Origin of the sequence: Parasphingomonas puruogangriensis (assembly GCF_036663635.1) — a bacterium.
GTDB lineage: Bacteria > Pseudomonadota > Alphaproteobacteria > Sphingomonadales > Sphingomonadaceae > Sphingomonas.
Map to the genome: position 1 here is coordinate 34,987 of NZ_JAXOJI010000005.1, position 12,599 is coordinate 47,585.

Genomic DNA, 12,599 nt, shown 5'->3' on the forward strand with positions numbered 1-12,599 from the left:
GGTGAACGCCCCCGTCCGCACCACCTGCGCGTATTGCGGCGTCGGCTGCGGCATTCTCGCGACGCCGACCGGCGAGCGCAGCGCGTCGATCGCGGGCGATCCCGAACATCCGGCCAACGCCGGCAAGCTCTGTTCCAAAGGCACGCATCTCGGCGAAACGATCGGGCTCGAGGGGCGTCTGCTCACGCCAATGATCGGCCAGCGCCGGGCGAGTTGGGACAAGGCGCTCGACCTCGTCGCCAAGCGCTTCCGCGACACGATCGCGCAGCATGGCCCCAGCAGCGTTGCCTTCTATGTGTCGGGCCAGCTGCTCACCGAAGATTATTACGTCGCCAACAAGCTGATGAAGGGCTTTATCGGCTCGGCCAATATCGACACGAATTCGCGTCTGTGCATGGCCAGCGCGGTGGCCGGGCACAATCGCGCGTTCGGCGAAGATGTCGTGCCCGCCAGCTATGACGATCTCGATGCCGCCGATCTTTTCGTGCTGGTGGGGTCAAACACCGCCTGGTGCCACCCGATCGTCTATCAGCGCATCCGCACGCGTTGCGCGGCCGGCGCTAAATTGGTGGTGATCGACCCCCGTCGCACCGAGACCGCAGACGAGGCCGATCTGCATCTGGCAATCCGCCCGGGCACCGATGTCGCGCTGATGAATGGCCTGCTCGCGTGGTGCCACGATGAGGGTGTGGTCGATCACGCGTATCTCGCGGCGCATGTCGCGACTCCGGAGGATTTCTGGGACGGGGTTGGAGAGGGAAGCGACCTGTGGTCGGTGGCGCGCACCTGCGATGTGGCGCCGCAAGACCTTAGGCGCTTTTTCGAACTGTTTGCCGCGCATCCGCGCACCGTGACGATGTTCAGCCAGGGCGTGAACCAGTCGCTGTCGGGCACCGATCAGGTCAATGCGATCACCAACCTACACCTTGCCACCGGGCGCATCGGCAAGCCAGGCGCCGCGCCCTTCTCGATCACCGGACAGCCCAATGCGATGGGCGGGCGTGAGGTCGGCGGGCTCGCCTCCAGCCTCGCCGCGCATATGGATTTCACGCCCGAGAACGTCGCGCGCGTCGGCCGCTTCTGGGCCGCGCCCAACATGGCGGCCAAGCCGGGCCTGAAGGCGGTCGATCTGTTCCGCGAGCTTGGCCATGGCCGGATCAAGGCGCTCTGGGTGATGGCGACCAACCCCGCCGTATCGATGCCCGATGCCGGCTCGGTGCGCGAGGCGCTGGCGGGGTGCCCGTTCGTCGTGGTGTCGGACGTGATCGCCGATACCGACACGTCGCGCCACGCGCATGTCCGCCTGCCCGCCGCGGCCTGGGGCGAGAAGGACGGCACGGTGACCAATTCGGACCGCACGATCAGCCGGCAGCGCGCTTTCCTCGCTGCCCCGGGTGAGGTGCAACCCGATTGGTGGATCGTCACGCAGGTCGCCCGGCGCATGGGCTGGAAGACCGCCTTCGCTTATGATCGCGCGGCCGATATCTGGCGCGAGCATTGCCGCCTGTCGACCTATGAGAATGCCGGCGCGGGGGCCCCCGGCGGCCGGCTGTTCGCGCTGCCCGGGCACGCGGCGATGGGCAATGCTGCCTATGACGCGATGGCCCCGTTCCGCTGGGGCGGGTCGCCGTTCGCTGACGGCCGCTTCCCGACCGCCGATGGCCGCGCGCGCCTCGTATCGGTGGTCCAGAAGCCGGTCGCCGCGCGGCTCGTAAATTGGCCGATGACGCTCAACACCGGCCGCTACCGCGATCATTGGCATAGCATGACCCGCACCGGCCTGTCGCCCAAGCTGGCGCGCCACCGCGAAGAACCGTTGGTCGAGATCCATCCCGACGATGCCGCGCGGCTGGGCATCGCCGATCGCGGCTTGGCGCGTGTCATCACGCCGCAGGGCGACAGCGTGTTTCGCGCCAGCGTGGTGGCGACCGAGCGCGCCGGCGACCTGTTCGTGCCGATCCATTGGACCGATCGCACCGCGCGCGGCGGTCGCGCCGGCCTGCTGCCCCGCCCGCTCGCCGATCCGATCTCCGGCCAACCTGGCTTCAAGCTGACCCCGGCGCGGATCGAGCCGGTTACCAGCGCATGGCGCGGTTTCGCCATCGTGCGCGATGAGCTGGATACAATGCCCGACTGCCTGTGGGCAACGCGCATCGCCGTGCCCTGCGGCACCGCCTGGGATCTGGCTGGGGACGGTGATCCTGAGCGGCTGGAGACGTTGTTGCCCAAGGGCCAGCGGCTCGAGGCGATCGATGCGGCGCGGGGCAGCCGCCGGATCGCCATCCTGAGCGGCGGCCGGCTCGCCGCGGTGCTGTTCGTCACCCGCGACGGCACCCTGCCGCCACGCGACTGGCTGGTGGCGCAACTCAGCGAAGCGGTTGCTGCGCCAACCTTGCTCGCCGGATGCGCACCAGGCGTACAGGTCGATCGCGGGCCGATCGTATGCGCCTGTTTCGATGTCGGGCTGAATACCATCCTCAGTGCAATTGCCGAGCAGCACCTGGCAGATGTCGCGGCGATCGGCGCCGCACTCGGCGCGGGCAGCAATTGCGGCTCGTGCCGCCCGGCGCTCGCCAAACTGCTCGCCAGCGAAGGATCGATCCATGCCGCATGATTTCCCGCCCGGGTCGGTCTGGTTGGTCGGCGCCGGCCCTGGAGACCCCGAACTGCTGACGCGCAAGGCAGAACGGCTGATCGCCGCAGCCGACATCGTGTTTTACGACGCCCTGGTCGGCCCGGCGATCCTCGCGCTGATCCCGCGCGGCACCGAGCGCGTCGGGGTGGGCAAACGCTCCGGCCGCCATTCGAAGGACCAGCGTTCGATCAACCAGCTGCTGGCCGCCGCTGCTCTCGCCGGCAAACGGGTCGTGCGCCTCAAGGGCGGCGACCCTTCGATCTTCGGGCGCTCGACCGAGGAAATCGAACAACTCACGGGGCACGGCGTTGCGGTCAGGATCTGTCCGGGCATCACCGCCGCCAGCGCCGCCGCGGCCGCGGGCGGGGCGTCGCTGACACTGCGCGGGGTCGCCCGCAAGCTCACATTTGTCACCGCGCATGCCCGCGCCGGCGAAGCGCTCGAACTCGACTGGATTGCCCTGGCCGCCCCCGATGCAACGCTCGCAATCTATATGGGGCGGGCGGCGGCGGGCGAAGTGGCGCACAAGCTCATCGCAGCCGGGCGCGCGCCCGACACGCCGGTGATGGTCGCGGTGAACGTGTCGCTTCCCACCGAGCGCATTGTGCGCGGGCGACTTTCAGCGTTAGCGTTCCTCGTCGAGACGATCAGCGATAGCGCTCCGTCGCTGCTCCTGATCGGCGAGGCGGTCGCGGCTGGACGCGTTGAACGCGGTTGGGCTTCCGGACCAGTCAGTGTCGCTTGTGACGGTCAACCATGAGGCCACGTTGATCTCGATTCGCATCCGCGTCGCCGCCCGACGACGCTTTAGCTTGCATCGTCGCGCCCACCGCGTTCGCGGTCGCGTCGCCCGAAGCAAGCGCGAAGCCCTCCGCGTCGGTCACCAGCTGTTGCTCCGCGCCGTCGGCAAAGCGCACGGCCACAGTTATGCCGCGCGCCGGGTGCCCGGACTCCGGATCGAGGATCTGGATTCCAAGCCCGGGGGGCAACGCGCCGGGCTTGTCCGTGATCGGCTCGTCCGCCGGCATGGTGCACGCCGCAGGTAACACCGGATCGGTAAGCGCGGGTGTTACCATGCCAGCGTCGTGGGCCGCCTGGAGTGCGGCGTTGCGGGCCACCAGCCAGTCGGACATGGACTGTCGCACCTCATCTGCGCCCGGCAGTTTGGTACCCGACGCCGCGGGAACCGACATCAGGCGCGCCGCCAGCGTTTCGACGGTCGTCCGCGAGGCCGTCGCAGCGCGTAAGGCCGTGGCGGCGCGCTCCTGGAGAATGGGCGCTGCGGCGGCTTCGCCAAGCGTCAGCGACGTCGTCATGACTTGGGGCTCTGGAAAGATCGGGCAGCGTACACGGACTGCGGCCTCGATCGCGCTGCGCTTGCGCTCGCCACGCTCACGCTCCGCCTCAACTGTCCACGGCCCGGTCGAGAGATACGAGAAGAGCGGCGCCCGCGCGCTTGGGGCGGACGTGACGAGGACGACCTCGTCACGCTCGACGTGCCAGGCGCCCTGTGCCTCCTGATCCACCGTGCCATAACTCAGCGACCAGTCGAACAGCCCGTCAGGGCGCAGCAGGAGCTCCGATCCGGTCTCCATCACGCCCGTGAGATAATAATGGCCGACCAGCGTGCCCTGCGTGGCGCTACTGCCCGCGATAGGCCGGTTGGCGGGCGCCTCCTTCAGATTCGCCGCTCCGGGTTGGCTTAGCGCGTCGAGCGCGTCGCGCAGGTGGCAGCTGTTGCGGCTCCCCTCGTCGCTGTAGCTCGCCATCACGTCCGCATAGGCAGGCTTGCCGTATGCGCGGTAGCGCGTCACTGCCTGCGCGCCGGTCGCATCGCGGAGCACATAGCGCGAGTTGCCCAGGTCGCAACGCGTGGAGATGACCTCGCCCCGCTCGATCGACAGCGTGCCGATGAAGCTGTCCAGCCTAGACTCATGTGCGACCGCAGCTGCCGGTGCGATCACCATCAGCCAGGCGGCGGCGATGCGGTGCCCTAGCAGGCCAAAGTGGCGTTCCGTCCTCGTCGAGCATCTCAAACCGATAGCTGCAGCCGTAGAAGGTTTTACCGGGATGCGTCGTGGCGTTGGAGATAGTCCGCGCTACGATCATATGGCTGCCGTAGCTTTTGTCCGTCCCGGCAGGCTCGGTGACACCCTTCACGATGCGCTCGCCCAGGAACTTGCGGAACGGGACCGCGGCCTCAGCCTGCGCGCGGGTCATCTTGCCGGTCGCGACGAGCGCGTCGATCATTGGTTCGGCGGACATGGCGTTGTCGACCTGCTCGGAACGCGCAACCGTGGTCGGGTCGGCCAAGTCAAGAATCGCGAGGATCGCGTTACCGGTGAAGGCGATCCGGCGGGTGCTGTAGGTGCCGGCGACCGTGATCGGTTGCGGCAGCTCATATTCGTTCATGAACGCGTTGCGCGAGGCGATCCGTTTCCAGTGGCGCTTTTGCGCGAGCTTCTCCTCGCCATCAATCGCCATGGCGAACTGCATGTAGCCAGGTACGTCGAGGCGGCAGTTTATGGCGTCGACCTCGGATGTGTCCGCGGGACCGCTATTGGTGTTGTCCGCGTACTGGAGTGTCGCGGCTAGGGTCAGGGCGTAGAGGAAATTCATGCGCCCCCATAACCCCACGCCCGGCATTTGCTAGCAGATGCGCGACGCCGGCCCGGAGGTCAGGTACTAGCTGCGCTACCATCTGCCAGCATTACATGCGTTCGGAGCTTTGCGCGGATGACCCAACCCCCGTCATTCACGCTGCGCTTCGCGCTTCCCAACTTCCGCCATTCGTTCATTTCGGCAAATGGCCGGTTATGGGCAGGCCACCTTGGCGGCTGAACGGCATTGCCGGGTGGTAAGCGGTGGCTGCTGTTGACGGCGGGGAGCGGCAGGCTGCCTTTTATTCAGCCCAGAGGATCGCAGCTGGCGGTATCGCGTTGCGGTCCTCTAAATATTGGCCGGTTTGCGGATCGATACCGCGCACCGTGCCGACAACCTCACGGGAGCCTTGTACCAAACGGCAGGTTTCCGGTTCATTGATCGAGAAAAAAGCGATCCGCTGGCGCCGCCATCCTTGTTCCTATTGCTCTGTAGAACCTGAATCGGGCGCCGGAACAGCATGACCATTGGCGGGGTCAGCGGTGTCGTCGATCCAAATAAAGATAGCCCGGATCGAATTCCCCGGCATATCGCAGACCGGGCAGATCGTGAATCGTCACCCGGCTTTCGCGAAATGTGACTAAGCCACTGTTGCGCAGATCTTTCAGCACGCGATTAACATGCACAGCGGTTAACCCTGCGCAGTCGGCGAGATCGAATTGGGTTAGCGGCAAATCGTAGCTCGCCTCGTCCGCCATGCCGACGACTTGCAGGCGCAAAAGCAGTTCGTAAAACAGCGCGGCGAGCCTGGCCCGCGCGCTCCGACGGCCGAGCGATACCTCCCATTCGCGATGGATTGCAGCGTCAAGGTTCGTGGTGAACCAGTAGACTCGGGTGAGATGCGGGAGTTGCTCGGTGATGCGGCGGAGGTTGTCGTGAGGCATGGTAGCCAACCGGGCTGGCGTTAACGACATCACGGCATGATCGAGATGCTTGAGTGTAAAACTGTGCAGGTCGACGAAGTCACCTGGCAAGTGCAACTCCGTGATCTGGCGCTCACCGCTGCGCACGTCCTTGTACCGGCAAAGCCAGCCTTCGAGCAGCAAAGTGCAGTGATCCAGCTCCACGTTAGGGCGGATCACCGTGCGATCAGCGGGAATGTCGCGATAGTCAGAAATCGCGTCGCGAATGGCCCGCTCCTCGTCTTCCGAAATGTCATCCCGCGCTCGTAGCTTCGACAGATGGCGGTCGATCACGACCGTTGGATTCGCGAGATTGGACGGGGCATTTCGCCCTGGGCCCGGCGCTCGTATTCGGTGGCGATCTGCATGTGTATTAGTCCTATAGCTTCATCAGTCGCGGCTTCCGCCCGCGCGCGCTCAGCCTCGGCCCGGCAGGCAAAATAAGCTTTATCCTGGTCATCGAACATAGCGTGATCTCCCTTCCGCTAAGGATCTACTGCCGAAAACTATAGTTCGGTGTCAAATGGTGCGGGCCGGGGAGTTCAGGAGGGCAAGCGACCCAACCCGGACGCCTAAAGTAGGTCGATTTTTAGCGCGATGCGGCGCTATCGCGTTGTGTTAGGCTTGGGGACTCCACGGTGAGCAATGAGTAGAAGTGTTTGCGGATAGCGGGAGGCCCCTTCGACAACGCCAGTGCCATCTGCGCATTATAGGTATCAGGCTGCTCGCTTGTTCTCCGGTGCGTCATCGCCCGTCTCCCAAACTCAACCCGCCGGATAGGGTTATCTACTAGCACGGTCAGGGAATGGTGGCGCCGATCGGCAACGATCCGCGCCACGGTCAGCGCGACGCTCGCGCGCGGCCCCTCAAGTACCTGCAGAAAGCGACGTTCATCTGACCAAAGATGCCGGTGATACCGTCTGTTACGTTGTTACGCCGAGATTGTCGTAGGATGCCTACCAGATCGGCTGAATCGCCAGGCTTTGTACTCCAACTCACGTAGAGGACTTGTCGCATTCCACTCCGCTCCTCGCACCCTCGCGACATTAGAGGGTCCTATGGGCATCGTCCTTGGCCCGGATCAGTCGCTAAAAACCGACAAATGTGTAGTCGATGGTGCCACCGCCGGAACAGCAAAAGGAGGGGAGAGACAGAAATATACGATTGTTATTAATCTAGGATAACTATCTAGCGTTGTCCGATGCTACTTCATGCCAATGTTATTTCGATTCAACTTATGTGAGCCAGGCGAAGATGACCTGTTTGATGATGAGGGCGTCGACCTGCCAACTTTGGGCGCTGCCCGCACAATGGCGTTGGTGGCAGCCCGTGACATTCTTGCCGGGGAGGTTCGAGACGGCGATCCGGTCTGCCTCCGACGAACCATTGTTATAATTGATAAGACGGGAACTATCGTTCTCACTGTCCCCTTCGCCCACGCCATTACGTTGACAAGCGCGTCGGCATTTAATGTCACCTGACCTATGCCCGGCGATTATATCGGGCTTGCAAAAAAGCAACTGCGCCTAAGGTCAAGTGCTTCGCGCTTCCTCGGCATGACGGGCCGAAGCTCAGCGTGCTTGAAAGCGGCTTGCGAGCCGGAAACTAAGCCGAATGCCGGAGTTTTGGCGCATACGTTGGCTCCGGATAAAGCAGAAAGGTGGGGACGAAATCGGCGATCGACGCCAGCAGCTTCCAGTCGTGGACTTCGACGACAGAATTCTTCATCGAGACTGCGCCTGCGTCGCGAAGGCCCTGCAGCATCCGGTTTACGTGCACCGGGGTCAATCCCAACGATTCTGCAATCCGCACTTGGGTGACGGGTAGATCGTACCGCTCACGCAGACCGAGTCCCGCATGCTCTGCGCGCATTCCCATCTCGCAAAACAAATGTGCCACGCGCGCCTGTGCATCTCTGCGGCCCACGTTCACGACCCACTGCGCAAGTATTGACGCATCGACGATCGTGTCTCGCCACAAAGCGATCGCTAAATTAGGGTACCGATCTGTGGCGGCCCACAAGTCTTCGTGGCTGATGCGAAGGATCACGCAATCGCTCAGAGCGGTGATGCCCGATCCGGCTATAGGGGCAACTAAAGAATGGAGGTCGCAGGCATCGCCCAAGATGTAGAAGGCAGTGGTCTGCCGGCTGCCGTCTCTCGTTTGCTCGAAACGGCCCACGACGCCGCTGGCGACGATACATATGGTGTTAACAGCGTCGCCGGGCAAAACGACATCGCGCCGCGCCTTGAAGCTCTGTTCCTTGCTCGGTAGTTTGAGCACCGCTTGCTGTTCTTTTTCACTCAGCGCAGAACGAAGCAGGAGCCGATCCAGGAACGTTAACAGAGCAGGGTGGCATGAGATAGGCATCGAGCGCTCCAGGTTGACGAGAGCGCGAACACTCCTAGTATGGGTTCCGAAGGCGGCCGACGACAGACGCAGCCTATCCGAGCAAGCCATCTGATGTAATAGATCTAAGTCTACTTGCGGCCGATTATCTGCCCGCGCGTGTTTTTCAGCTTGAGGCCGGCTAACGAGGAGGCACCTCAGAATTTTCGACCGCCCTCATCAGATCAGTCGAGCCTGACCTCGGCAACAGGCGGCTATTGCGAAGGCGATTTGCACGGGTCACGAGAGGCCTTTGCGCGGTTGCGGAATGTCCGCAAATCGGGGACGCCGCAATTGGCTTCTGCTAACCGGCAATGAACATTCCCACCGTCTCAACGGGTTGCGAGCATTTTTCTGCTAGCGAAGCGCTTGAATCGCGGAATCACGAGATGTTGTATTAATTTCTAGCTCGAGTTGAGGTCGTCCTTCTGCTGGTTAGTTTATAGGTGTATGGATACGGGCGTGGCCAAGGGCCTACAGAATAAGCGGACGAGTAACTGCGTTTCAGATCGTCGGGCAGGTCCGTGTCCGAGGAGCGCTCGGCATCCAGCGCATTTCAAGCCGGCATTCTCCGCACAGCGTTAACGGCAGATACATGCTTCGGGCTTATGCCAACGGGGTGGTACCGGTCGCATGATCGTCGCCCGCATTGAACGGGTGCCGATCCACCTCGGACAGCACTCGGCGCCCGTTCACTATGCATCAGGTTTGTCATTGCCGGCCTACGTCCGCGGCACGTCAGACGCGAGATTGCAGGTGATGATGCATCAATTTGGTGCAGCTTACTGGACTTAGCGTGCACGTGCATCGCTGCCGATCAACGCGTGCACGCTGCGCTACCAGCTGGCCGCCACATGCGCGAAGTCGCCTCCCCCGCTGTGTTTTCATGGTCGGCGATAAATTGGTTTAGCTGCGTATCGGTGAAGGGTATGCGAAACTCTACGCCAGCACGAAGGCCCAACACCCATACGACAGTCGCGACTTTTGCGGCTCGGCCGTAGCCGATTGCAACGGTGCGCCCTGGCTCGGTTGGCGTCACCAGAGACACGAGCGCTCCCCTGGAGATACATTAAGCAGGTGGATGCGCACCGGGTTTCGATCGTTCAGCATTTGCGTTGGAAAGAAGACCTTGCAGCGAGGCTGAGCACGCGGAAATAGCACCTGAGCATCACGAGACCGCACTGTATCCCCCGGTTGTTGCCAATGAAAGCGCCGTTGAATCACATCGTTCCAGCGGAAGTGGGTTAACCGCGTTCTAGCATCATGCTCGAACGCGCTTTTGCGACCGCATGCACAGCAATCGCCTTCTCCAGCTCGGCACCGTCCATTCGCCAGTTGCCCCTTCGCCCGCAAGCAGCGACATCAGGCGCGCCGCCTCCCTAAGTAATGCCGGACCGGCACGGTCGTCGGTTGCCCACCGGCAACGCGCGACTTGACTGGAGCACGGCCCCAGTTTCGCACGTGACAACGAGAGGTTAAGCGGGCGCGACTAGCCGTTAAGCAACCGCCGCGAAACCAGCCATTCTAGCTCATGAACAGCCGTAGCAGTTTACATTATATGCTCGGCCGCGAGCCTAACTTATGTCTAAAAATGTATGAGTCCATTTGCCGCTAAGTTAGCGTGGCAACAGCTCCTTAACTCTCCTATGCCAGGGAGCTGTCATGGCCGCTCTAGCGCAAAAATCTCGTGGGGGGGCAGGGCGGCGCTATGTCGTCCGGATCATCGCACCAACGGTCGCCGCGGTTTTGATCGTGGCGGTGATAGTTGCCGCTCTTATGCTGTTGTCGGCCCGTCAAGCAGACTATCTTGCTACGCACCGTCAGCAGAAATTGGTCGCTACCGTGCTCGCGCAGAGCATCGCTCGTACCGCTCATGATCAGGAGTCGAGCACCATCTGGGACGATGCGGTGCGTGAAGTTCGTAAACCCGTTCTGGATCTGGATTGGATCGATGCCAACTTGGGGGTGTGGCTATACAGCTATTACAATCACGATGAGGTCTTTCTCGTCGATCCGAACGGCCGCCCGATCTACGGAATGCGTGCTGGTCGGCGGGTCCCGCTGATTACATACGATCGAGATATTCGATCGATGGCAATGCCGCTGATCGAACAGCTGCGCCGCAAGCTTAGGCATCCTTCGCCCGGTGACGTGAGCACATCGGTACGGTCCCCGGGCGCGATCGACCTCGGCGTCGTAGCGAGCCATCCCGCTATCGTCAGCGTGAAGCCGATCTTGGCCGATACCGGCAAGGTGGAGCAAGACCCGGGCGCGGCATTCCTTCACATCAGCGTTCGCTATATCGACGGCACTTTCGTCCACCAATTAGCCGAGCAGTATCAGCTAGATAGGGCGACCTTCTCAAGATTCGCGCCTGCTGAACAGCGAAAGGGTGTCGCCCTTACGAATACGTCTGGGCAGCGGTTGGGCTATCTCACCTGGGTGCCTTTTCGTCCTGGATCACTCATGATGAGGCGGGTCGCGCCACTGCTAGTGCTCGCTCTGTTGGTCATCATCACAGTAGTGACGGTACTGTTGCGTCACGTACGTCGGAGTACCTTGGCACTAGAGGCAAGCGAGGCCCAGGCGCAGCACCTTGCGTTTCACGATCCGCTTACCGGCCTGCCAAATCGTGCAATGTTCGAGGATCGGCTGGCGCACGAACTCGCCGGCATACGAGGCCCCTCCCAATTTGTAGCGTTGCTATATCTCGATCTGGACGGCTTCAAAACCGTCAACGACACGCTCGGTCACCCAGCCGGGGACGAGTTGGTCCAGGAGGTCGGAAGGCGCTTGGCCGCAACTGTCCGGTCAACTGATCTAGTCGCCAGGATTGGCGGCGACGAGTTCGCGATCGTTCAATGCGATATCGACACGCCGGCTGCGGCTGAGATCCTGTGCATGCGAATCATCGAGGCGATCGACGTACCGTTCGAGATCGCGGGCAGCCAGGCAAGGGTCGGCATCAGCCTCGGCATCGCTATGGGACCATCTGACGCTGCAGAGCGCAGCGAACTTACACGTAAGGCGGATATCGCCCTGTATGAGTCCAAGGCAGCGGGCAAGGGCCGCTATACGTTTTTTGCGGAAGGAATGGATGCCAGCATCCAGCGACGCAGGGGGATCGAGGACAGCCTACGAACCGCACTCGAACGCGGAAACCAGCTCGAGGTCTATTATCAGCCACTATATTCAGGTCGGACGGGTGCAGTCACCGGGGCGGAAGCGCTAGTGCGGTGGCATCATCCCCAGTACGGCATGATATCCCCTGCGATGTTCATACCGATCGCGGAGCAGGTTGGCCTGATCGAGCAGCTGGGCGAATGGGTGCTGGAACAGGCATGCCGCGCGGCCGTTCACTGGCCAATCGATACGATCTCGGTCAACGTCTCCGCCGTTCAACTGCGCAATTCGGACTTTTTCGATCGGGTGATGGCGGTGCTCGATGCGTCCGGTCTGGATCCGTCGCGGCTTGAGCTAGAAATCACCGAGACAAGCTTCATCGAAAATGCTGCCAACTGCCAGCCCAACTTAATTGCTTTACGCCAGCGTGGCGTCAAGCTCGCGCTCGACGACTTTGGAACGGGCTACTCCTCCTTCACGCACCTTCAGAACTTCGCCGTTGACCGGCTTAAGATAGACCGCTCTTTCGTGAGCGCGATCGGCGCCGACGAGGAGGGAAGTCCTATCATCCAGGCGATTGTCGACCTTGCCAAGGCCAGCGGCTTGAAGATCACTGCGGAAGGCGTGGAAACAATGAAGCAGAGTGCTTTCTTGTCACAGGTCGGCTGCAACTCGCTCCAGGGTTTCTTCCTTGCCCGGCCGATGCCGGCGTCGGCCATCGATTCAATCTTTGGCCTTCCAGAAACGGCCAGCGCCTTCGATCCGCTCAATGCCGAGGAAGCCTCGATATAAGCATGACATGCGGGCCTGTGTCGGGGTCTGTCGCGGCGTCTAAATTACTGCCGCCCCTGAGAATTAATCCGAACCTTACGCTTTTGGCGCATCCGCCG

The 12,599-nt window shown here is 62.2% G+C and carries 8 protein-coding genes and 1 pseudogene; 4 read left to right on the forward strand and 5 right to left on the reverse strand.

Going from position 1 to position 12,599, the window contains the following annotated elements:
- Window position 1 precedes the first annotated feature (1 nt).
- Together U1739_RS13175 and cobA are read left to right on the forward strand one after the other, a co-directional pair.
- Entirely contained in the window at window positions 2-2,614 is a 2,613-nt protein-coding gene (locus U1739_RS13175; protein ID WP_332708795.1) for a molybdopterin-dependent oxidoreductase, read from the forward strand.
- Window positions 2,604-3,395, forward strand: a complete 792-nt coding sequence (gene cobA / locus U1739_RS13180; RefSeq protein ID WP_332708797.1) for a uroporphyrinogen-III C-methyltransferase — start codon at window positions 2,604-2,606, stop codon at window positions 3,393-3,395. The genes U1739_RS13175 and cobA overlap by 11 nt, the downstream gene beginning before the upstream one ends.
- Here cobA and U1739_RS13185 read toward each other — a convergent pair.
- From U1739_RS13185 to U1739_RS21205, 4 genes and pseudogenes are all read right to left on the reverse strand, one after another.
- Complete coding sequence (locus U1739_RS13185; RefSeq protein ID WP_332708799.1) at window positions 3,367-4,602, reverse strand: hypothetical protein; 1,236 nt, start codon at window positions 4,600-4,602, stop codon at window positions 3,367-3,369. The two genes, cobA and U1739_RS13185, sit on opposite strands and share 29 nt — an antisense overlap.
- Window positions 4,568-5,254 carry a hypothetical protein gene (locus U1739_RS13190; RefSeq protein ID WP_332708801.1) on the reverse strand — a complete coding sequence of 229 codons (687 nt, stop codon included), beginning with the start codon at window positions 5,252-5,254 and terminating at the stop codon, window positions 4,568-4,570. Before U1739_RS13190 ends, U1739_RS13185 begins: the two co-directional genes overlap by 35 nt.
- A 518-nt stretch (window positions 5,255-5,772) precedes the next feature.
- Window positions 5,773-6,492: a Crp/Fnr family transcriptional regulator gene (locus U1739_RS13195; RefSeq protein WP_332708803.1), complete on the reverse strand. Its 720-nt coding sequence runs from the start codon at window positions 6,490-6,492 to the stop codon at window positions 5,773-5,775.
- Between the two features lie 295 nt (window positions 6,493-6,787).
- Window positions 6,788-7,245: pseudogene (locus tag U1739_RS21205) on the reverse strand (BLUF domain-containing protein).
- 170 nt (window positions 7,246-7,415) lie between these two features.
- On the opposite strand from U1739_RS21205, the gene U1739_RS21210 reads away from it, so the two are divergent.
- On the forward strand, window positions 7,416-7,679 hold the full coding sequence (locus U1739_RS21210) for a DUF6894 family protein (RefSeq protein WP_443025570.1): 264 nt from the start codon (window positions 7,416-7,418) through the stop codon (window positions 7,677-7,679).
- 124 nt (window positions 7,680-7,803) lie between these two features.
- Here the strand turns inward: U1739_RS21210 and U1739_RS13200 are convergent, their stop codons facing one another.
- On the reverse strand, window positions 7,804-8,568 hold the full coding sequence (locus tag U1739_RS13200; RefSeq protein WP_332708805.1) for a Crp/Fnr family transcriptional regulator: 765 nt from the start codon (window positions 8,566-8,568) through the stop codon (window positions 7,804-7,806).
- A gap of 1,680 nt (window positions 8,569-10,248) precedes the next feature.
- Here U1739_RS13200 and U1739_RS13205 point away from each other — a divergent pair.
- Complete coding sequence (locus tag U1739_RS13205) at window positions 10,249-12,501, forward strand: putative bifunctional diguanylate cyclase/phosphodiesterase (protein ID WP_332708807.1); 2,253 nt, start codon at window positions 10,249-10,251, stop codon at window positions 12,499-12,501.
- The last annotated feature ends 98 nt before the right edge of the window (window positions 12,502-12,599 follow it).

What these genes read in the sequence shown, in the direction of transcription:
- cobA (WP_332708797.1), top strand. Translation starts at nt 2,604, where the DNA reads ATGCCGCATGATTTCCCGCCCGGGTCGGTCTGGTTGGTCGGCGCCGGC.
- U1739_RS13185 (WP_332708799.1), bottom strand. Translation starts at nt 4,602, where the DNA reads ATGGTGATCGCACCGGCAGCTGCGGTCGCACATGAGTCTAGGCTGGAC.
- U1739_RS13190 (WP_332708801.1), bottom strand. Translation starts at nt 5,254, where the DNA reads ATGAATTTCCTCTACGCCCTGACCCTAGCCGCGACACTCCAGTACGCG.
- U1739_RS21210 (WP_443025570.1), top strand. Translation starts at nt 7,416, where the DNA reads ATGTTATTTCGATTCAACTTATGTGAGCCAGGCGAAGATGACCTGTTT.
- U1739_RS13200 (WP_332708805.1), bottom strand. Translation starts at nt 8,568, where the DNA reads ATGCCTATCTCATGCCACCCTGCTCTGTTAACGTTCCTGGATCGGCTC.
- U1739_RS13205 (WP_332708807.1), top strand. Translation starts at nt 10,249, where the DNA reads ATGGCCGCTCTAGCGCAAAAATCTCGTGGGGGGGCAGGGCGGCGCTAT.